The organism is Trebonia sp., assembly GCF_030042015.1.
In the GTDB taxonomy this organism is placed as follows: domain Bacteria; phylum Actinomycetota; class Actinomycetes; order Streptosporangiales; family Streptosporangiaceae; genus Trebonia.
The window spans coordinates 18,758-39,501 of the sequence record NZ_JASIAL010000473.1 but is presented as its reverse complement, the minus strand read 5'-3'; the positions used below and the strand labels follow the sequence as shown (position 1 = coordinate 39,501).

The window sequence follows — 20,744 nt, the reverse complement described above, 5'->3', positions numbered from 1 at the left end:
ACACGACCCAGGGATGTCTAGCCGTGATTGGTGTAAATCGGAGTGGATGTCGACCCCTGGTCGGAGATCCCGATCGCGACGCACGCGTCCGCCTGCGGGCACTGGATCTGGCCGATGTCCAGGAACGAGTCGCCCTGCATCCCGCCAGGTACCTGCGCGGGGACGGCGAAGGTGACGCGCTGCCAGGTGCGGCCGGCGTCGTGCGTGACCGCGACGACCGAGGACCCCGCGTTGTACGTGTTGCCGATCCGCTGCGCGATGAGGTCGCTTCCGGCCGCGTAGCAGGTCGCCGGCGTGGGGCAGGTCAGCGCGTCGATCATCGGGTAGGGCATCGAGCGCGGGAACGTGCTGGTCGTCCAGGTCCTCCCGCCGTCGGAGGAGAACCCGATCACGGTGTACTGCGCGGCGTCCTTCCCCGACGTGTAGCCGACCTGATCTCGCTCCGTGCCGTCGTGCTCAACGAAGCCGATCATCGCGCAGTGGCTGGCGTCCGCGCAGGTGACCTCGGGTTCCGCGCCGGGGCCGTAGCCCTTCGGCCAGGTACCCCATTGCCAGGTCATGCCGCCGTCATCGGATGTCAGCAGCACGCCGTGGTCGAGGTCGGGGCCCGTCTTGGGATCGAAGTCGCCGTACACGCCGATCGCTACGCAGCGGGAGGCGGTCGGGCAGGCCACGCTCTGGATCGCCGCGTCCTTGGGGAACGACGCCAGGGCGAAGTCCCTGCCGCCGTCGGAAGTGACGAAGAACCACGTGCCGGAGAAGAGCGTCCCGAAGCCATGGGTCATCGTCTGCCCAGCGGCTGATGCCAGTCCCCGGCAGGTCGTGGCGGTGACGCAGGCCAATGTGATGATCTGGCCCACGTCGGCGGGCAGCGGCCGCATGGTCCAGGAATGCCCGCCGTTCGCGGTCGTCAGGTACACGGGCTGGTGCCCGTAGTACAGCCCGCCCGCCGAGCAGTCCGTCACGGACGCGCACGACAGGGCCGACGTGAACGTGACACCGGCCGGCACGGGCAGCACGCTCCAGGTCTGCGCGCCGTCGCTGGAGACGTAGAACGAGTTCATGTCCGACGGGCCGCTCGGCGACGTCGAGCTGTCGCCCTCGACGTAGCAGGTCGCCGCCGTGGGGCAGGTGAGCAGTCCCGGCTCAGGGCCCGACGTGTTCTCCTGCCAGCCCCTGGCGACGAGGTAGCTCAGCAGGCGCCAGGTGCCGGCCGGAGCCGTGACGCCCCCGGAACCGGATGGCAGCGGCCGGGCCGGCTGCCACGCGGTGGCCACCGGCGCGCTCAGGCTCGGCGGCCCCTGCAGGACCGTCGCAACTACCCCGGCGGCGACCACGGCGGCGACCGCGGCGGCGGCGACAATGACCCGGCCGCGGTTGACCCGGTACCCGGGAAATCTCCAGTTCCCGCGCGGCCGTCGGCGGCGTGAGCGGGGGGCCGGCGTGGCCGCACCCTCGGCCTGTGCCACGGCCGCACGCGCGCGCGCCCAGGCGGCGTCATCCGGCCCCGCGGTGTCCGCCCGGAACGCCCGCAGCAGGTCGATCTCATCAGGCATGGTCAGCCTCCTTGAAGGTCCACAGGTTGAAGTCGAACTCGCCGAGCCTGGCACGCAGCGCCGCGCGGGCCCGCGACAGCCGCGACCGGGCCGTCCCGTTGGCGATCCCCAGGGCCGCCGAGATCTCCTCGTGGCTGAGGTCGGCCCACGCGTGCAGCAGCAGCACCTCGCGCTGCTCCCGGTTCAGCGCCGCGAGCGCCGCCGCGATTTGCGGTGCCAGCGCGGCCGCGACCACGCGGGAGTCGGCGTCATCGTCGAAAGACCCGGTGCCGCCGGACGCCAGCCGCGCGTCAAGCTCCAGCAGCCGCTGCTCGTCGCGCCAGTGCTCGCGCACAATGTTGGCCGCGATCCCGAACAGCCACGATCGCAGCGACCCGCGCTCACGGTCGTAGGAAGCCCTGCGCCGGTACGCGGTGGCGAAGGTCTCGGCCGCCAAGTCCTCGGCCAGGCCGGTTCCGACGCGCCGGGCGATGAACCGGTAAACCTGCGCGAAGTGCTCCCGGAACGCGTCCTCGAAGTCCGCCGGCGCCTCGATTGGACCGGATCGCAGCTTCTCGTCGTCCACACGTAAGTATTGGCGCGACGCCGGAATCCGTTCCCTGCCTCGACCCGCGTCAGGCTGCCCGCGCATTCCGCTCCTTCAGCACCGGGATTACCTCGCGGGCAAACAGGCGTGCCTCCTTGCGGGAGAAGGTCTCGACTAGCAGGCGCCGCGCACCTGTTTCGTCGATGGCCTGCTGGAGGGCACCGGCAATCTGGCCGGGGGTACCGGAGACAGCGATGGCCGGCCTGTTCCGCACGGCGGCACCGCTGTCGACGCGGAATTCGCCGTCGGCCCGGGGAATGGCCCGCCGGCCGCCGGCCGCGTACAGCGTGAGGAACTGCCCGAAGGACTGGACCAGGTTGGCGAGGTTGGCCTCCGCCTGGTCCTCGGTCTCGCCGATCGCCACGAAGCGCTCGAGCATCATGTTCGCACCCGAGCGGGCGTACCCGTGCTCCGCGGCGACCTTGATGTAGTCCTCCAGCGCGTCCTTGTGGTCCTGGTTGCTGCCGAAGTTGCGCATCACGTTCCAGCCGCGCGCGGCGGCGAGCCTCATCGTCTCCTGGCTCGCCCCGCCCAGCCACACGGGCAACCGGTCCTGGAGCGGGCGCGTCGCGATCGTGGTTGGGCGTTCTACCGGGAAGAACTCCCCGTCGAAGGTGAAGTCCCGCTCGGTCAGCGCCAGCCGCACCACCTCCAGGCCTTCGAGCCAGGCCCGCTTGAGGTCGTCATCGCTCAGGTTCCGGCCCACCGCGACCTGTGCCTCGCCGGGGATTCCGCGCCCGAGCCCAAGCTCGAACCGGCCGCCGCTGAGCAAGTCCAGCGTCCCGGCCTCCTCCGCGACCCGCAGCGGGCTGTGCAGCGGAAGCACGGTCACCGCGGTGCCCAGCCTGATCCGGGTGGTCCGCACTGCGGCGGCCGCCAGGAGCAGGTGCGGAGACGGGCACGTCATGAGCGGAGCGTGATGCTCGGTGACCGTAAGCCCATCGAAGCCCAGTTCCTCGGCCGTGACCGCGAACTCCACGAAGTCCTCCACCTGGCGCCGCTGCCAGCGCGGATCGTGAACATCTGGATCGGCGTCGCCCGAGTGCAGGCCCACACCGTAGGTGTGCACGAACTTCAGTGTGCCGATCTCGTCGCTGAGCGCGCCCATGGCTTCGACCTCCGATGCGAAAATGGTGGCTGATCCTCGCGATAATTGACATCCCCGGTGCCCTAACGCGAAGGTGTCGCGGCCAGGAGGAAATAATTCTGGTTCTCCGTTGGCGGCGCGACGGGAAGCTCAGGCGGGGTTACGGCCGGTGAAGAAGTCGCGGAAGGGATCCATGCTCGGGTTGAGGCCGGCGTCAATCAGGCCCTTGCGGAGCACGGTCATCTGCTGGTCGTGGATGCGCTGCGTGGGCTGGCGGAGCGGGCCGCCGTTGTAGCCCTGCAGCCAGCCCTGGAACTTCCAGGCCTGCCGGTTGAGGAAGGCGCCACCGTGCAGGGTCCCCGCCAGGCCCGCCTTCGCCTTGCGGGCCGGGCTGAGCTGCCAGTAGATGTCGGCGGCCTCGTCGTACTTCTTGTCGCGGAGCAGCGTCATGACCCGGGGGATCATCGGGCCGTAATACTCGTGGTCGCTGGTCGCCGACAGCTGAATTGGCATTATCTGCGACAGCGGGATCAGCTCGGCTTCGATCGGCATCGAGATGACGACCTCGGCGCCGAAATGGCGGTGGCATTCGATGACGCCCTGGATGCCGGGGAAGCCTCCTTCCGCCTTGATGACCGCGATGTTGGGGCAGTCGTCGATCAGAGCGCGGATCAGCCGGACCGGGATGTCGGAGGGGTGGATGCGGGGGCTGAATCCCCACAGGTACATGGGAAAGAGCATGACCGCGAGGTTCGTCGCGTCGCAGACGGCCCTGGTGTAGTCGTAGATGTCCTGCTCGGTCTCCGGGTAGAAGTTCGGCGGGTAGGACAGCAGCACCAGTTCCGCGCCCGCCTCCTCGGCGCCGTTGACCGCCTCGATGTTCTGCGCGAGGTCGGACCAGCTGCCGTGGTGGACGACGACGAAGTCGTCGCTGGCCTCGTCCTTGATGATGCGCAGGAAGTTCAGGTACTCGGGCAGCGTGATCGCGACCTCGGAGACACCGAGCGTGCCGATGAAGCCGTGCTCTCGCGCCAGCCGGGTGTCGTGCCTGATCGCCTTCTCGTTAATGGCCTTCAGGTCGCCTGTGAAGGAGGGGATCGTGCAGTTGACCGCCCCGACCAGGGTCTCGCGTGCCCAGTCTCTGGCCTCATCGCGGTTGTATCGAGCCATGAAAGCTCCCCTTTCCTGGTTGCCCGATTACTTGCTGACCGGGGTGACGATGCCGGTGAGCGGGGTGCCGATCTGTCGCTCGGCGGCGCGGCGCGCACACATCGCCGCGACGGCGAGATCCTGGATCGCCGCGCCTGCCGACTTGTAGAGGACGACCGCCTGCGGGTCAGGCCGTCCCGGGACCTGGCCGGAGACCACGCTGGCGAGCGAGATGAGCTTTCCGGCGAAGGCCACGCCGACCTGCGCGGCAGCGATCATGTCGCCTGTGTCGTGCGCGACCTCGTCTACCGTGTCGGCGACGATCACGTCAGCGCGCCCGATCGCCTCGGCGTCCAGTTCGCGCTGCTCCGGCAGCGTGGAGCCGATCGAGACGACCGTCATTGCCGGGGCGAGCCACGCGCCCCGCAGGGTCGGCGTCTCATCGCGGGAGCGGGCCGCGCACAGTACCAGGTCCGCACCTGCCACCGTTTCCTCGGCAGTGCGAGCCGCCGTCGGCGGCGTCGTGAGGTCGGCCAGGGAGTCCGCGAACCTGGCGCGGCTGGCGGGGTTGGGGCTGAAGACGGTGACCGTGGTGAGCTCGCGGATCGCGGACAGGGCGCGCACATGGTGCTGCGCCTCGAACCCCGAGCCGACGACCCCGACCCGCAGCGGCCTGCTGGGCGCCAGCACATCGACTGCCAGCGCCGACGTCGCCGCGGTACGGAACCCGGTGACCGAGCTGCCGTCGAGCAGGGCCACCAGCTCCGCGGTCCGCTGGTCGAACAGCGGGATCAGGTAGCAGGCACGGCGGCCGGCAAGCGAGGCCGCGATCAGCTTTCCGCCCATCAGCCCGGTGTTCGCCGGCACGCCGCTCAGCGTGCGCAGCCAGCCGAAGTCCCCGCGTGCCATCGTGCGCGCCGGGAACCGTGCCGCGTCGTCAGGCACGGAGTACGCGTCACGCAGCGCTTCGATCGCCCCGCGCCAGTCGAACACGCCCCGGACATCGGCATCGGTGAGAAAAGTGGTCACCTGCCATCTCCCTCGGTCAGCGTGAAGAGGGCGGCGGCGTTGCCGCTGAGGACGGCCGCGATGCCGGCGGCCGGGAGGCCGGCCGCGCGTACGCGCTCTACCGGGTCTGTGACGCCCATGTCGAAGGGGTAGTCGGTGCCGAGGACCACCTTGTCCGCGCCGGCTGCGTCGATCAGGTGGCGCAGCGCCCGCGGGGTGTAGACCAAGGCGTCGTACCAGATCCGGCGCAGGTAGGAACTGGGGGTCTGGGCACAGCCCCGGGCGTCGGGGCGGTTTGCCCAGGCGTGGTCGGAGCGTCCGATGTAGGTGGGCAGGAACCCGCCGCCGTGTGCCGCGAGCAGCTTCAGGCCGGGATGCCGGTCGAGCGTGCCACCGAAGATCAGGTGGGACAGTGCCAGGGCGGTCTCTGCTGGCTGGCCGAAGGTGTTGCCGAGGAAGTTCGCGGCCAAGCGGGCACCTAGCGAGCAGCCCCAGGGATGGATGAAGACGACGGCGCCGAGTCCGGCCGCCGCTTCCCATACCGGGTCGAACGCCTTGTCGGCGAGTTCGCGGCCGTCGACGCTGGTTGAGACACTGACGCCCTTAAGGCCGAGCTCGGTCACCGCGCGCTCAAGCTCGCGCACCGCGATGGCCGGGTGCTGAAGCGGGAGGGTACCGAGACCGTAAAGGCGGCCCGCGCCGTCGGCGCAGTGCGCGGCGACCGCGTTGTTGATCACCGTGGTCAGCCTCTCGGCCAGCGCAGGCTCGGCCCAGTAGCGATGCATCGGCATCGGGCCGACGAGCTGAATGTCCACGCCCATGGCGTCGAGGTCCGCCAGCCGCCGCCGCGCCGAGGTGAGCTGCGGCCAGACCCGCTTGAGCTGCGACTGGTTCGCCGCGACGGACGCGGCCGTAAACGACGCGCGCTCGGCCGCCGCGTCCGCCGACTCCCGCGGGTGACCCTCGGCGAGGCCGCTGGCCTCGGGAACGAGCATGTGGCCGTGGGTGTCGATCACCGGCCGCCCGGAGTGGTGGTGCCGCGACGTCATCAGGTCAGGCCTCCGCGGCGGCGAGGAAGCCGAGGGTGGAACTCATGGTCTCGGCGACGTCCGCGTCCGTGTGCGGTTCCAGGCCCATCTCCCAGCGCACCAGCTGCATCGAGTTGCGCACGACGAGTTCGACGCGCGGCAGTCGCCGGGCCATGAAGGCCCGGAGCGCTTGCCGGACCGGAAGGTCGGTGGTGACCAGTTCGGCGAGGACCACGGCGTCTTCGGCGCACATGGCGGCGCCCTGGGCGATCAGCGGCGGGCAGGCGTGGGCGGCGTCGCCGATCACGATCGCCCGCCCCCGGTACCACGGGTCGTCCACCAGCAGCCATTCGATCCTGGTGTGCGAGACGTTGGAGTCCGGGCCGATGGTGTCGCGGACCTTGCCCCAGGTCCCGCCGTAGCCGTCGGACCGCTCGTACATGAGCTGCCAGGCCGGCTGGTCGCCGAAGTCGCCGAGCCTGCCGTCGGTGTCCAGGATGTAGGCGTAGCACTTGTCCGCCGAGATGGGGCTGTATCCGGCCTTGTACCGAGGGCCGCCGTAGTAGAGCTCGGCGCAGTCCATCTCGGCTGGGCGGTCCGCGACGACCCGCCAGATCGACATGCCGCTCGGCCGCGGCGCGGTGGTTATGCCGAGCATCGCCCGGACGGTGGACCTGATGCCGTCCGCGCCGACCACCAGGTCGTAGCGCCCGGTGCTGCCGTCGGTGAACTCGACGTGGGCCTGCCCCTCGCCGGTGGCAATCGCGCGGACGCTCAGCCCGAGGCTGACCCGCACGCCGGCGGCGTACACCCGGTCGCAGAGCACCTCCTGGATGTCTGAGCGCAGCGCGCCGAGGGTGGCGGGCAGCCTGTCACCGCCGGTGCGCGGCGTCGGCAACTCGGCGATCAGCGTGCCGTCGGCCTGCCGCATCCGCAGCAGGTTGAACGGCACGCCCCGGCGCAGCACCTCATCGAGCACGCCGACCTTGCCGAGCGCGGCGAGCAGGTTGCCCTGGACGGTGATCCCGTGGCCGGTGCCGCGCCACTGCGGTGTGATCTCGGCCAGGTCGGCCCTGACCCCGCGCTGCGCAAGCGCGAGGGCAAGCACGCTGCCCGTGATACCGCCCCCGACGATCAGCACCGACGACACGCTCACGGTGTGCTCCCTATTGTCAGTTCCTGCGTCATGGTTTCGAGTGTTCTCAGGCCGGTGCGATCATGCCGGCGGACAGGTCGATGTCGGCACCGCACAGGCCGGGCATCCGGAGCATCGCGAGCACGGCGGAAGCGACCTCGTCTTCTTCGACCAGCCGGTGCAGCGCGGCGCGGGACACGAACGCCTGCTCTGCCTGCTCGTACGTGGTGCCGGTGGCCGCGGCTTCCCTGGTGAAGTTGCGGGTCATCCGCTCCCCCCGGCAGGGTCCGGGAGACAGCGAGTTGACGCGGACGCCGAGCGGCCCGGCCTCGAACGCGAGGGTCCTGGTGAGGCCGAGGACCGCCATCTTGGACGCCGCATACGGGGCGCGCCTGGTCAGCGGGCGCTTACCGGTGACCGATGCGATGTTGACGACGTCGCCGCTGCCCCGGTTGTACATGGCGGGCAGGAACGCCCGGCACATCAGGTAGACCGACCGCACGTTGGCGCCGAAGACCTCATCCCACTCCCCCGGTTCGATGTCGGTGAGCGCCTTGACCGGCCCGCCGATCCCGGCGTTGTTGACCAGGAGGTCGATCTCCTCGGCCGCGAGCGCCTCCCGCAGCGCGGCGACGGCTCCCGGCGAGGCCACGTCGGCCGGCGCGACGCGCGCCAGGCGCTCGTCCTTGATCAGGGATGCCGTCTTCGTCAGCGTCGCCGCCGTGCGCCCGGTGAGGATCACCCGCGCCCCGCAGCCGGCCAGGGCGAGCGCGATCGCCCGCCCGAGGCCGTTGCCCGCACCGGTGACCAGGGCGGTGCGGCCGGCCAGCTCGCCGCGGCGCGCGGTGTCCCTCGTCAACTGCTGTCCAGTGTCGCGGCGTCCAGCGCTGTGGCGAGCCAGCTCGGGCGGGTGCCGTGGACGTTCGCGGCGCGGATGTCGCCGGACCGGGCGTGGCCCTCGAAGAGCTCGACGCGGGAGGCGCGGCCGCAGACCTCGCCGAGTAGCGCGGACGACTGCGGGTCGCGGACCTCCTGGTAGGTGACGGTCTTGAGGTACTTGCCGACCCACAGGCCGCCCGTGTAGCGCGCCGCGCCGCGGGTGGGGAGCACGTGGTTGGTGCCGATCACCTTATCCCCATAGGAGACGCAAGTGCCCTCGCCGAGGAACAGCGCGCCGTAGCTGCGCATCTTCTCTAGCGCGTCGCGCGGGCTGGCGGTCAGCACCTCCACGTGCTCGCAGGCGAACGAGTCCGCGACCGCGAACGCCTCATCGATGTCTGTTGTGACGATCACCTGCCCGTGATCGCGCCAGGCCGGTCCGGCAAAGTCCACCGTCGGCATGCCAGGCAGGATCTTCTCGATGTACGCCAGCACGGTCTCGCCAAGCGACCGCGAGGTGGTGACCAGGATGGCGGGGGAGTCCGGGCCGTGCTCGGCCTGCGAAAGCAGGTCCACCGCGACGGTCCGCGGGTCGGCGTCGCCATCGGCGATCACCAAGATCTCCGTCGGCCCGGCGAGCAAGTCGATGCCGACCTCGCCGAACAGCTGCCGCTTCGCCTCGGCCACGTAGGCGTTGCCTGGGCCGGCAAGCAGGTCGACCTTCCCGATCGTCTGCGTGCCCAGGGCGAGCGCCGTGACCGCCTGCACGCCGCCGAGCAGGTAGATCTCATCGGCGCCGGCCAGGTGCGCCGCCGCGACGGTGGCCGCGGGAATCTCGCCGCGGATCGGCGGAGTGCAGGCCGCGACCCGCTCGACGCCTGCCACCTTCGCGGTCAGCACGGTCATGTGCGCGGAGGCGGTGAGGGGGTACCGGCCGCCGGGAATGTACGCGCCTGCGGAGCGGACCGGCAGGTGCTTGTGGCCGAGGAAGACACCGGGCAAGGTCTCCACCTCGATCTCGGTCATCGAGGCGAGCTGCGCCCTGGCGAACCGTCGCACCTGCGACTGTGCGAACTGGATGTCGGTGATGACCTGCTCAGGCACGGCCGCCACGACGTCCTCGATCTGCGCCGCGGACAGCCGGAAGCTCTCCGGCGACCAGTTGTCGAACTTCGCCGAGTACTCCCGCAGCGCCTCGTCGCCGCGCTCGCGGATGTCGCCGATGACGGCCCCGACGGTCTCCTTGACCTCGGCCAGGCCGGCGGCGACCTGCGCCGCGGGAACCGCTTTCTTCAGGTATGCCTTGCTCATTGCCGGTAACACTCCACGTCCTGGGTCTGTCGGGATCGGTCGGTCACGGTCGATGGCCCCGGCGGGACGGTTCAGCGCGGACTCGTCCGCGATGTCGTAACCCGCGAAGAGCCGGCCGGGGTCGCGGGCGGCGCGGATCTGGCCGAAGCGCTGCCAGGCGGCGTCACTCATGAACCGGTCGGGCCGGACGGTGAAGTCGCTGTCGCCCAGGTAGCAGCCGGCCGCGAACGGCCTCAGGCGGCGCATCGTGTCATCGACCCAGCTCCGGCAGTGCGGGTCGCTGGCTGGCGACTCGCACACGACATAGGTGGCGAAGTAGATGTCGGTCTGCAGGGACAGCGCCATGTCCGGCATCGGCCGGCCAGGCTCAGGCGAGGCCGGCCTGCCAGCGAGGTCGAACCAGAGAGAAAATGACTTGGCCGTCGGCAGCCCGGTGAACGCCGGCGTCAGCGCCGGGATCAGCGACCCGGGATCGCCGGCGAGATAGGCATTGTCGACGAAGTAGCGGTGCCCTTCGGGATTGGCGCGCAGCTGCTCGGCCCGCAGCTCGGAGATCGTCACCGGCTGGCCGATCTTGCGGACCAGGGCCTTGCCCGCGACCGGACAGGTGTCCAGCGCGGCAAGCGCGGCCGGGCCGCCATCGAAGGTGACCCCGTCCACGACCAGGGCCGGCCCGCCGCCGTCAAGCTCCGGCGGCAGCGGCGGAGTGATACCGACCGCGACAAGCTCGACCGACCGCGGCACGTCGTGACGTGCGGCGTGCAGCCAGGCGAGCACCTCGGCCGCCACCGACGCCGGGTACACGTAGGTGGTCTGGGTCAGCTCGCGGTACCTTGGCCTGGTGCGCAGCCGGAACGCCGTGACCACGCCGAAGAATCCGGGCCCGCCCCCGCGCGCCGCCCAGAACAGGTCGGCGTTGTCGGCCTCGTCGCACCAGAGGATCTCGCCGCCCGCGGTAACTACCTCGGCCGCCGCGATGGACTCCGCCGCCCAGCCCCAGCCTCGGCAGTTCCAGCCCATCCCGCCCTGCAGCAGGAAGCCGCCGATTCCCACGGTCGGGCAGTGCCCGCCGGCGAAGAACCGGTCCTGGGCGGCGAGGAACGGGTCGAGGTCGCTGCCGCCGCGAACCGCCGGGCCGGCGGTGACGATTCCCGTTTCCTCGTCATAGCTCAGGCCGGTAAAGGCGGCCAAGTCGATGAGCAGCGTGTTGTCCCGCAGCGACCAGGAGGCCCAGCTGTGCCCGCCGGAGCGGACGGCGACCCGCAGCCCCTCCTCGCGGGCCAGCCGCACCCCGGCTGCCACGTCGGCGGCATCGGCGGCGCACAGCACGGCGGCCGGCCGCCGGGACGGCCGCCGCTTGTTGAAGATCCGGCCGACCGCGGCGTCGCCGAACCCCTCATCGCCGGGGCGCAGCAGCCGGCCGGTGAACGGTCCGGGCATCAGTGCGGTATCCCGAGGTCGGTAGCGGTGCCGTCGGCACGGGTGTAGATGAAGCTGTTGTAGGCGACCCTGACATCGGCGAACTTCCCGTCCGCGCGCAACCGGTACATGATCAGGCCATGGAAGTCGAAAGTCTCGCCGGCACGGATGAGGCCGAAGGGTGAGTTAGGGTCTTCGGTAAGCACCGCAAAATGGGTGTGCATCTGGATCGCGGCGGTCTGCTCGTCGCTGACGAACCGCTCGACGTTGAGCGACTCGCGCATCGAACGCCAGATCCGCGCGTAGTGCTCCTTCACCTCGGCAACGCCATTGAGCGCAAGGGTGCCGTTCAGCATGTGGACGTCGGGCGCCATGTAGTCCTCGAAGGCCCCTGGATCCTCCTTGTTGAAGCGGCTGATGTAAGTGTCGAAGTCGGCTCGTTCCACTGGGGCTCCAATCTGCGGATGGCGGCGTCATTTGATGGCGATGGGGTTGACCGGCGCGCCGACCCCGCCGGTGATCGGCAGGCCCGCGGCGACCAGGAGGAACTCGTAGACTCCGTCGGCGGCGCAGTCGGCGGCCAGCGCGTCGGTGTCGAACATCTCCCCGAGGAAGAGCCCGATGTTGGGAATCGCGATCTGGTGCAGGGGCAGGACGCAGGGCGGGTCGAACTCGTGCGGCCTGACCTCGACGGTGAACGTGTCGGTCGCGACGGCGGCGATCTCGCTGCCGTGCAGCCAGCCGAGCACACCGAACGACAGGCCTGGCGCCGCCCCCGTCGTGTACCCGCCCCAGCCGGCCAGGCGGCGGCAGCGGGCCAGCTGGCCGGTCCTGACCAGCACGATGTCGCCGCGGTCGATCGCGGATGACGGCCCTTGTGCCGCGATCGTCGTCCGCAGGTGGTGCTCGGTGATCACGAAACCGTCGGGCAGTTCCCCGTCGCCGACGGCGCGGCCCACGTCGAGCAGCACGCCGCGGGTGACGAACGAGGCCGCCTGCCGCTCGACACCGGTCACCTGGTCGCCGGCTCCGGTCACCACGTCCTCGCAGCGCCGCCCGTTCCAGGCGAACCCCTTGTCGTATACATGTCCGAGGCCGTCCCAGTGGGTACCTGCCCGAAGCGGCATAAACACGACGTCGTCGGCGTCGCCAAAGCCATGGGGAAGGCCCTGCGCGCCCGCGGCGGCTTCCAGGCCCGAGTCGAGCATGGTGTGGATCGGATTGCCCCGGCCGCGGCTGCCGCTGCGCGGCCCGTCCCTGTTGAACTCAAGGGCCAGCGAGAACACGCGGCCGGCGCGGGCAACTGCGACCGCGGCGGAACGCTTGCCGTCATCGATGTAGTTCAGCGTGCCGAGCGCGTCGTCCGGGCCCCATCGGCCCCAGTTCCGGTACTTGCGCCTGGCCTCGGCGAGCGCGTCGGTGAGGGTGCTTCCCGTGGGCTCGGTCATGCGTGCCCGGCCATGATGGCTGCCATGGGGCGGCTCATGCGCCACGGTCGGAGGCAGCCTCGACGAACTCGATGAGGTTGCCGTCGACGTCAGCGATGAAGGCCATCCGCACTCCTGGCTCCGGGGATGGCCGGGGCTCCCACACCGGCACCGCGCCGCACGCGACGACCCCGGTGAAGGCGCCGTCTAGGTCGCTCGTGACGAACGCGACGTGGCCGTAGCCGCGGGTGAGCAACGCGGCTGGCGGATCCTGCCCGCCGATGCCCTGGGCAGAGCCAGCCCGCTCGAAAAGCTCCACCCGGGTGCCGTGGCCGACCATGAAGCAGCCGCGCACCCCGAAGGGCGGTATCTCGAACGCGTAGCCCTCGGTCATCCCAAGCACGTCCGCGTACCATCTCTTCGCCCGCTCCAAGTCCGATACCGAGAGCCCGACGTGGTGGTGCCGCAGGTTCATACCCTGTCCCTTACCTTCCGCTCCCGGCCGTACATGGCGACCACGATCATGATCAGCAGCCCGTAGACCATCTCCTGCACGCCGGCGCTGTAGTTGTGGGCCTCGAGCAGGTAGGTGACGACGGTCAGGATGAGCGCGCCGAGCACCGTGCGCCAGTAGTCGCCCCGCCCGCCGAACATCGTGCCGCCGACGATCACCGCGGTAAGCGCAAGGAACAGGTAGGGGTCGCCGGCGTCCAGGTTCCCGCCGCCGTCCCCGGCCAGCAGGATGCCCACGAACGTGGCCACCAGCGCGCTCACGATGAACCCCGCGGTCCATGTCCAGCCGGTGCGGACCAGGACCCGCCTCGCGGCGACCGGGTTGGTCCCGATGAGGTACACGCTGCGCCCGGCCCTGGTCCTGGCCAGCACGATCCCGGCGACCACGGCGAGCACCGCCCAGATGACCACGACCGGCGGCACGGGGATGCCGAACGTGCTCGTGGTGACCGAGACGGCCGAATCCGTCCAGTTCGGCGGGGTACCGGTCACCGCGCCGCTGGTCCAGCCGGTGAGCACCCCGGTCAGCAGCGAGCCGACCCCGAGGGTCACGACCAGCGGCTCGATGCGGAACCGGTAGGAGATCACGCCGTTGAGCGCGCCGCCGGTGACGGCCACCGCGCCCGAGAGCGCGATGGCGGCCCACACCGGCCAGTTGTCCACGCTGGTGAGCTCGGTGATGAACACGCCGCCCGCGGTGATGAAGGAGCCGACGGAAAAGTCGATGCCGCCGCCGAGCACCACGACCGTCTGCCCGGCCCCGGCGAGCCCGAGCAGCGCGGCCATGACCAGCATCGAGGAGATCGTGTCCCGCGACATCCAGCCGGGGATCGTGACGGCGCCGACGAGGTAGAGCACCGCCAGCGCGGTGACCTGCAGCAGCGGGAAGCGTCGCTGCAGGTCGGCGATGTGGTGCCGGGACGCCAGCTGCCGCGGTGCCGCGCTGATCGTTGTCATGCGGTCCTCGCTTGGGTCGCGCTCGCCAGCCCGGCGCCGAAGATCACGGCGATGATCAGCAGGGCACCGTAGATCGCGTCCGTCCAGGTGTCCGGCACGCGGGCGGCGCTGAGCACGTTCGTGATCAGGTACATGCACCCGGCGCCGAACAGCGAGCCGATAAGGCTGCCGCGCTTGCCGGTGAACGCCGTGCCGCCGAGGGCCACCGCGGCCAGCGCGACCAGCGTGTACATCGTCGCGTCGCCCGCCTCGCCCTCCCGCAGCACCGCCATCAGCGCGAGCCCGCCGACGCCGGCGAACAGGCCGCCGGTCGCGTAGGCGTAGACCCTGACCCTGGTCACGTCCACGCCGGCGGAGAACGCGGTGGCGTCGTCGCCGCCGGTCGCGTACAGGTTCCGCAGGTAGGCGGTGCGGGACAGCGCGAGCCAGACCAGCAGCACGAACCCGATCGAGATCAGCCCGCCGGGGATGGGGCCGAACGAGTTGGCCAGGTCATTGGTCCACCAGGTGGAGCCCTGCGGCGTGGTCGCGCCCTCGATCTGGGTAGCCAGGCCGGTGAGGATGAAGTTCATGCACAGCGTCGCGACCACCGGCTGGAAGCGCAGCACGGTGACGAGCGTGCCGTTGAGCGCGCCCACCGTGGCGCCCGCGACCAGGCAGAAGGGCACGACGATCCACACCGAGCCGAGTCCGTGTGGCAGCAGGTCGGCCACGATGACCATGTCGATCACGGTCATCAGCGGGCCGATCGAGATGTCGATGCCCCCGCCGCCGGACATGATCGCGGGTGTGGACGCGAGGGCGGCGATCGCGAACGGCGCGAAGATGGCCAGCGTTTCGGCCCAGTTGGAGGGGCTCGCGAACCTGGGCTGGGCGACGATGTTGGCGATCAGCAGCGCCACGAACACCGCGAGCGCGAACGCGTATGGCCGGGATCGCAGGAAGCGCGTCATCGGCTGCCCTCCTGACCGAAGAAGGCGGACACCAGGGCGGCGCGCGACAGCCCGTCGCGTTCCACGACGGCGCCCACGGTCCCCTCGCGGAAGACGAGCACCCGGTCCATCAGCTCCACGTGCTCGTCCACCTCGGTGGACAGCATCACGACCGCGACCCCGTCGGCGGCGAGCTTGTCGAGCAGCATGTAGATATCACGTTTGGCGCCGAGGTCGATGCCGCGGGTCGGGTCGTTGAGCAGCAGGATTCGCGGCTCGCGGGCGAGCCAGCGGGCAATGACGACCTTCTGCTGGTTGCCGCCCGACAGCGTGGTGATGAGGTCCGTGGGCTTGCCCATCCGGATGCCAAGGCTCTCGCGGTAGGCGGCGAGCCGGCCGCGCAGCGCGGCATGGGACAGCAGGCCGGCCCTGCGGTCGGCGCGGGACGTGACCACGCCGAAGTTCTCCTGGACCGACAGCGGCGCGAACAACGATTCGGCCCGCCTATCCCGCGGCACGTAGCCGATGCCGAGCGCAGCCGCGTGCCGGGCGGACCGGATAGGCGTCTGAACCGGACCGGTGACGCGGAGCACCTGGCCGTTCTGATGACCCTGCCAAAGCGCGCGGAGGAACTCGTCCTGTCCGTGACCCTCGAGCCCGGCCAGTCCGACGACCTCCCCCGCGCTGAGCGTGAAAGATACCGGCGCCGCGCCCGGCCGCAGCCTCAGGTCGCGCACCTCGAGCACGCCATCGGCCGACGCGGGGCGCTCGAGCCGCTGGTGCGCGCTCTTGCCGCCGGCCAGGTGGTCCGTGCCGGTCATCAGCTGCACGAGTTTGTCCGGCGTGGCCTCGGCGCGGGTCAGCGTGCCCACGGACTCTCCCGAGCGCAGCACGGTCACGCGGTCGGCGATCTCGCCGATCTCGTCCATCCGGTGCGAGATGAACAGCATGCACATCCCGCCCGTGCGACGGCGTCCGATCGCGACGAACAGCCGGTCCCTGGTGGCGACGTCGAGCGCGGACGTCGCCTCGTCCAGGATCAGCACCCGCGGCTCGCGCAGCAGCACGCGGACGATCGCGCATGCCTGCCGCTGGGACAGGGGAAGCGCGCCGGCGGGGGCGTCGAGGTCGATGCCGCCGGGCAGCAGTTCGGCGAACGCCGCCCTCGCCCGTCGTCGGCGCTCGGGATCGGGCAGGGGAGCGCCGAACGTGGTGTCCGCGCCGAGCCAGGCGTTGTCAAGGACCGAGCGGGAGTCGACGACGAGCACCTCCTGGAACACCGCCATGATCCCCGCGCTGATGGCGGCGGCCGGGCTGCGCAGCGCGGGCGCCGCAACCAGGCGTCCGGCGGTGTCCGCGAGCTCGACGGACCCGGCGTCCGGCCGGTGCACCCCGGTGAGGATCTTCACCAGGGTGGACTTGCCCGAGCCATTCTCGCCGATGATCGCGTGCACCTCGCCCGCGCGGAACTCCGCCGAGCAGGAGCGCAGGGCCACCGTCGGGCCGAAGGCCTTGGCGAGCCCGGTGACGCGCAGCGCGACCGAGCCCGCCTTTGCCGTCAGGCCTGCCGGAGTCTCACTTGGTGAAGATGGAGTCAATGTAGGCGCCAGACACGTACGCGCTTGGCGGGCCGATCGCGGTTCCAGCGGAGTTGATCGTCCAGCTCGAGCTCACGTCCACGTACTGCGTCAGGTCGGCGCTGGTCGCCAGCGGCGGGTCGATCGCCAGCGTGTTGATCTTCACGCCGTCGCCGATCAGCATCTTGTGCGCCACGACAGACGCCGCGTAGGCCAGGCCGTTGGGGGTGTTCGCCAGCGCGACACCGTCGAAGGTTGACTCGTGCTGCAGCCAGTAGGCGAGGCCACCGTCGTCCAGGCCGTTGTTCGTGATGACCGGGACGGTCCGGCCGGCCTGCTCGAACGCCTCGATCACGCCGGAGGTGAACGGCCCCGCCGTGATCACGCCGGCCACCGGCTGGGGGTGCGTGTTGAGGTAGCTCAGCACCTGCTGCTTGGCGATCGACGCCTCGAACTGGGTCACGATCGACTCGTTGGTCGTGATCTGCGGGCAGAGCTTCAGCACGTCGTTCGCGCCATTCGCGGTGTCGGTGTCGATCGGCACCCCGGGGATCCCGTGGAGGAACAGGACCAGGCCCTTGCCCTTCGCCTGCTGCACCACGAACTGCGCGAGCTTCATACCGCCGAGCACCGAGTTCGGCACCACGTTGACCGCGTTCGCGTCGGCGATTTCGTTCAGCACGCCGATCGTCGGAATGCCTTCCTTGGCCGCCTTGTCGATAAGCGAGTTGTACGCGGTCGGGGACTGCGCCTGGGCGATGATCATGTTGACGCCATCGTTGAGCAGCGTCTGATACCCCTGCAGCTGGTCCGTCACCGAGGCCGAAGACGGCACGAGCGCGATCGTGGAGTAGCCGTAGGCCTGCAGGTCGGACTCGAGCGAGCTCTCGAGCACGGGCTGGAAGCCGTTGCTCAGGCCGTCGATGAGGATGCCGACCTTGATCTTGCCGGTCAGGCCCTTCCAGGTAGACCAGGGCGACTTGTAGATCGTGCCGTCAAAGCCGTCGTAGTTCGCGGCGTAGCTGCCCAGCGAGGCCACCAGCCCGCTCTGGTCGTTGTAGGCGATGTCCGGGATCGTCCCGCAGCTCCCGGTGAGCGCGGACGCGGAGCTAGCACTCGCCGTCGGTGAGCTCGACGAGCTCGGCGCGGTCGTGGTCGACGAGCTCGACGAGCACGCGGTGGCCGCGGCGAGCAGCAGCGCGCCACCGAGGCCAAGCGTCAGCCGCACGGTTTTATGTCTCATTCGGTTCTCCTTATAGGGGCGGGGCCTTGAAGAGCCCCGGGTCGACGTCGTTGAAGCTTTCCTTCGCGACGAGCTCGTTCATCGGGTTCGCCGTTCCCCACTGGTCCTGGACAGCCGGGTCGCGCATGTCGTAGATGTGCGGGTGCCAGCTGTCTTCGTCGAGTTCCTGAAGCTGGGTGGTGTACTCGATCGTGTTGCCTTGCGGATCGAGGAAGTAGCTGAAGGTGTTGTCGCCTGCCAGGTGCCGGCCCGGACCCCAGATGAACCGGGCGCCGGAGCGAATCACCCGCCCGCTGCCGCGCATGTACTCGTCCAGGCCGCGCATCTCGAACGAGATGTGGTGCACTGACACGTGCGGGCCGCGGGCGATCGCGAAGCTGTGGTGGCGCGGGTTGCAGCGCATGAAGTGCATGACGCCGCGGAGGGTGTCCGACAGCCGGAAGTCGAGGTGGCTGGCGTACCAGTCCCGCGTCGCGTCGATGTCGGAAGAATTCAGCACCACGTGCGACAGGCGGACCGGGATCGCCTCCTTCTCCTCGACCAGCCGGTGCGCGCGCACCGCCACATCGCAGGACACTTCGATCGTGCGGCCGTCGATGTCGAAGAACCTGAATCCGTAGCCGCCGCCGGGGGTGCCGACCGGGCCGGGCTCGCTGACCAGCCTCACCCCGGCCGCCGCCAGCCGCTGCGCGAGCTCGTCGACGTGCGCGCGGCTGGCCGCGCCGAACGCGATAAGGTCGAGCCGCTTGCCGCCCTCGCGCAGCCGCAGCACGTACTGCTCCGGCGAGCCTTCGGCGGCGAGGAACGCGACCCCGGTATCGCCGCCGGTCTGGGTAAGCCCCCAGACGCTCGTGTAGAAGTCGAGTTGCTTCGCGTAATCCGGGACGGCGATGTCGACGTGGCGAAGGTGGGTGATGAGCCCTTCAGGCATGTGTGGTGACCCTCTCGCTAACACAGGTGTTCCGCTGGCGGCCGAGGCCGGTGATCTCCGCCTCCATGACGTCGCCGGGCGCGAGGAAGACACCCCAGTGTGCGCCGTTCCCGGCGGGCGAGCCGGTGAGCAGCAGGTCCCCCGGCGACAGCGGGACCAGCGCGGAGGCGTAGGACACCAGCCGCGGGACGTCGAAGATCATGTCCTTGGCCAGTTCGTGCTGCCGGACGACGCCGTTGTGCCGCAGCGTGATCAACATGTCGGCCGGGTCGCCGGCGAAGGCCGTCGGCACCAGGTAGGGCCCGGTGGGCAGGAATGTGGGCCGGTTCTTCGCCCGTGTCCAGTCGGTGCCAATCCGCTGCAGGTCCGGCCGGTACACCAGGTCCCTGGTGGTGATGTCGTTGCAGATCGTGTAGCCGGCGACGCATCCCATCGCGTCGTCGCGGCTGACCCGCCGGACGGGCTTGGCGATCACCACCGCGATTTCCAGCTCCCAGTCGTGCCTGGTGCCCTCGACTGGGAGGACCACGTCGTCGGCGGGCCCGCACATCGCACTCGGCAGCCCGGTGAAAATGTACGGCTCGCCGGTCGCGGCGCGGGCATCCATGAGCGCCTCCGCCTCGGCCCGGTCCCCGCCCTCGGCGACGTGCAGGTCGATCACGTGCTGCCGGTAGTTGGCGCCGGACTGCAGGATCTGCCCAGGGCGGACCGGGGGCAGCACGCGCAAGCCCTCCGCAAGCGGGCGCCAGTCACGGCCACCGCCGTCGCCTGCGGCCAGCTCGCCGAGCCAGGCCAGGGCGGCGTCCCAGTCGCGCAGCAGCGCCCCGGTGTCCGCGCCGATCTCGCGCACCCGCTCGCCAGCAACCAGGCCGGCGAACTCGCGGCGGCCGTCGGCGAACATGCCCACCGCGAACGGGCCCGCGTGGCTGCCCGGGGTGTACGCCACGGCCACCTCCCCGCCGTCCGATCAGTTGCCGGAATCGTAAGAGCGGGCCTGTGACCTGCAAAATATCGATCACCAATACCTGGCATGAGCAGCCAGGTCACAATGGGGCGGCCACCTCCGCGGCGATCGACCGCAGCCAGCGCAGCGCCTGGTCGCCGCTGCGGGTGGGGTGCCACCACACGGCCTCGACCAGCTCGATGGTCCCGAACGGCGGCTCGCACACCGTCACCCCTGCGGTGCCTGCTACCCGCCTGGCCAGCCGTTCGGGGACGACCGCGACCAGATCGGTCCCGGCCACCACGAACGGCAGCGGCAGCCAGCCGACCGTGGTCACCTGGACGTGGCGCGGGACGCCGAGCACCGTGAGCGCCAGTTCCGCCTGATTGAGCACCTCCCGTTGCCCGAACGTGGCGACGGCTTGCGGCAGTTCACCGAAGTCGGCCAGGCTGAGGGCGCCGCCAACCAGCCGCAGGTTGCCCGGGTCGATGAGGCACACGTACCTGTCGCGGAAGATTTCCTCCGACTCCCCTGGAAACGGGAAGCCCAGCGGGGCGATCATCAGGTCGTGCTGGAGCAGGCCCCGGTCGGTCTCGTGCATGTCGGGGGGGATCGGATTCACCGTCAGCCCGACCCCAGGGGCCAGCTCCTGCACCCGCCGGAGCAGCGGGTCGACCAGCACGGTGACCGCGTAATCGGACATCGCCAGCGAGAACGTCCTCGTGCTCGTCGCCGGATCGAACTCCGGCCGCGCCTCCAGCGTCCGCTCCACCTGGCGCAGCGCGTCACGGACGTCGGGCAGCAGCCCCTCGGCCAGCGGTGTCAGCCGGTACTGGCGGCCGTCCCGCACGAGCAGCTCGTCGCCGAAGTGACGGCGCAGCCTGGCCAGCGCCGCGCTCATCGCGGGCTGGCTCATGTTGGTCTTCTCCCCGGCCCGCGTCAGGTTCCGCTCCTCAAGCAGCGCGCCAAGCGCGATAAGAAGGTTGAGGTCGATCGAGGAGACGCCCGCCATGGAGAAGCTCCGCCTCCAATTACAGTCCGGTAAACAACTCGTGACATTTTC

The 20,744-nt window shown here is 70.3% G+C and carries 19 protein-coding genes; all 19 read right to left on the bottom strand.

Going from position 1 to position 20,744, the window contains the following annotated elements:
• Nucleotides 1-17: 17 nt before the first annotated feature.
• On the bottom strand, nucleotides 18-1,556 hold the full coding sequence (locus tag Q1N79_RS25190) for a sialidase family protein (protein WP_300613102.1): 1,539 nt from the start codon (nucleotides 1,554-1,556) through the stop codon (nucleotides 18-20).
• The gene (locus tag Q1N79_RS25185) at nucleotides 1,549-2,121 is read right to left on the bottom strand and encodes an RNA polymerase sigma factor (protein ID WP_300613100.1); all 573 of its coding nucleotides are present in this window, start codon (nucleotides 2,119-2,121) and stop codon (nucleotides 1,549-1,551) included. The genes Q1N79_RS25190 and Q1N79_RS25185 overlap by 8 nt, the downstream gene beginning before the upstream one ends.
• Before the next feature lie 49 nt (nucleotides 2,122-2,170).
• Nucleotides 2,171-3,250, bottom strand: a complete 1,080-nt coding sequence (locus Q1N79_RS25180) for an LLM class flavin-dependent oxidoreductase (protein ID WP_300613098.1) — start codon at nucleotides 3,248-3,250, stop codon at nucleotides 2,171-2,173.
• A gap of 129 nt (nucleotides 3,251-3,379) precedes the next feature.
• Complete coding sequence (locus Q1N79_RS25175; RefSeq protein WP_300613096.1) at nucleotides 3,380-4,399, bottom strand: dihydrodipicolinate synthase family protein; 1,020 nt, start codon at nucleotides 4,397-4,399, stop codon at nucleotides 3,380-3,382.
• Between the two features lie 27 nt (nucleotides 4,400-4,426).
• On the bottom strand, nucleotides 4,427-5,407 hold the full coding sequence (locus tag Q1N79_RS25170) for an ornithine cyclodeaminase family protein (protein WP_300613094.1): 981 nt from the start codon (nucleotides 5,405-5,407) through the stop codon (nucleotides 4,427-4,429).
• Nucleotides 5,404-6,435, bottom strand: a complete 1,032-nt coding sequence (locus Q1N79_RS25165) for an amidohydrolase family protein (protein WP_300613093.1) — start codon at nucleotides 6,433-6,435, stop codon at nucleotides 5,404-5,406. Before Q1N79_RS25165 ends, Q1N79_RS25170 begins: the two co-directional genes overlap by 4 nt.
• Nucleotides 6,436-6,439: 4 nt before the next feature.
• The gene (locus Q1N79_RS25160; protein WP_300613091.1) at nucleotides 6,440-7,570 is read right to left on the bottom strand and encodes an FAD-dependent monooxygenase; all 1,131 of its coding nucleotides are present in this window, start codon (nucleotides 7,568-7,570) and stop codon (nucleotides 6,440-6,442) included.
• A 46-nt stretch (nucleotides 7,571-7,616) separates the two neighbouring features.
• Complete coding sequence (locus tag Q1N79_RS25155; RefSeq protein WP_300613089.1) at nucleotides 7,617-8,408, bottom strand: SDR family NAD(P)-dependent oxidoreductase; 792 nt, start codon at nucleotides 8,406-8,408, stop codon at nucleotides 7,617-7,619.
• Nucleotides 8,405-11,179 (bottom strand): histidinol dehydrogenase, encoded by a 2,775-nt coding sequence (hisD, locus tag Q1N79_RS25150; RefSeq protein WP_300613086.1) that lies wholly within the window; start codon nucleotides 11,177-11,179, stop codon nucleotides 8,405-8,407. The genes Q1N79_RS25155 and hisD overlap by 4 nt, the downstream gene beginning before the upstream one ends.
• Complete coding sequence (locus Q1N79_RS25145; protein WP_300613084.1) at nucleotides 11,179-11,604, bottom strand: nuclear transport factor 2 family protein; 426 nt, start codon at nucleotides 11,602-11,604, stop codon at nucleotides 11,179-11,181. Before Q1N79_RS25145 ends, hisD begins: the two co-directional genes overlap by 1 nt.
• Nucleotides 11,605-11,631: 27 nt before the next feature.
• On the bottom strand, nucleotides 11,632-12,606 hold the full coding sequence (locus tag Q1N79_RS25140) for a cyclase family protein (protein ID WP_300613082.1): 975 nt from the start codon (nucleotides 12,604-12,606) through the stop codon (nucleotides 11,632-11,634).
• Between the two features lie 34 nt (nucleotides 12,607-12,640).
• Nucleotides 12,641-13,060 carry a VOC family protein gene (locus Q1N79_RS25135; protein WP_300613080.1) on the bottom strand — a complete coding sequence of 140 codons (420 nt, stop codon included), beginning with the start codon at nucleotides 13,058-13,060 and terminating at the stop codon, nucleotides 12,641-12,643.
• Nucleotides 13,057-14,055, bottom strand: coding sequence for an ABC transporter permease (locus Q1N79_RS25130; protein WP_300613078.1), 999 nt, complete (start codon nucleotides 14,053-14,055; stop codon nucleotides 13,057-13,059). The genes Q1N79_RS25135 and Q1N79_RS25130 overlap by 4 nt, the downstream gene beginning before the upstream one ends.
• Nucleotides 14,052-15,008, bottom strand: coding sequence for an ABC transporter permease (locus tag Q1N79_RS25125; RefSeq protein WP_300613076.1), 957 nt, complete (start codon nucleotides 15,006-15,008; stop codon nucleotides 14,052-14,054). The genes Q1N79_RS25130 and Q1N79_RS25125 overlap by 4 nt, the downstream gene beginning before the upstream one ends.
• Nucleotides 15,005-16,585 (bottom strand): sugar ABC transporter ATP-binding protein, encoded by a 1,581-nt coding sequence (locus Q1N79_RS25120; RefSeq protein WP_300613074.1) that lies wholly within the window; start codon nucleotides 16,583-16,585, stop codon nucleotides 15,005-15,007. The genes Q1N79_RS25125 and Q1N79_RS25120 overlap by 4 nt, the downstream gene beginning before the upstream one ends.
• Nucleotides 16,563-17,807, bottom strand: coding sequence for a substrate-binding domain-containing protein (locus tag Q1N79_RS25115; RefSeq protein WP_300613072.1), 1,245 nt, complete (start codon nucleotides 17,805-17,807; stop codon nucleotides 16,563-16,565). Before Q1N79_RS25115 ends, Q1N79_RS25120 begins: the two co-directional genes overlap by 23 nt.
• A 10-nt stretch (nucleotides 17,808-17,817) precedes the next feature.
• Nucleotides 17,818-18,738 carry a VOC family protein gene (locus Q1N79_RS25110; RefSeq protein ID WP_300613070.1) on the bottom strand — a complete coding sequence of 307 codons (921 nt, stop codon included), beginning with the start codon at nucleotides 18,736-18,738 and terminating at the stop codon, nucleotides 17,818-17,820.
• Complete coding sequence (locus Q1N79_RS25105) at nucleotides 18,731-19,684, bottom strand: fumarylacetoacetate hydrolase family protein (protein ID WP_300613068.1); 954 nt, start codon at nucleotides 19,682-19,684, stop codon at nucleotides 18,731-18,733. The genes Q1N79_RS25110 and Q1N79_RS25105 overlap by 8 nt, the downstream gene beginning before the upstream one ends.
• A 97-nt stretch (nucleotides 19,685-19,781) precedes the next feature.
• Nucleotides 19,782-20,693 (bottom strand): LysR family transcriptional regulator, encoded by a 912-nt coding sequence (locus Q1N79_RS25100; protein ID WP_300613066.1) that lies wholly within the window; start codon nucleotides 20,691-20,693, stop codon nucleotides 19,782-19,784.
• Nucleotides 20,694-20,744: the final 51 nt, after the last annotated feature.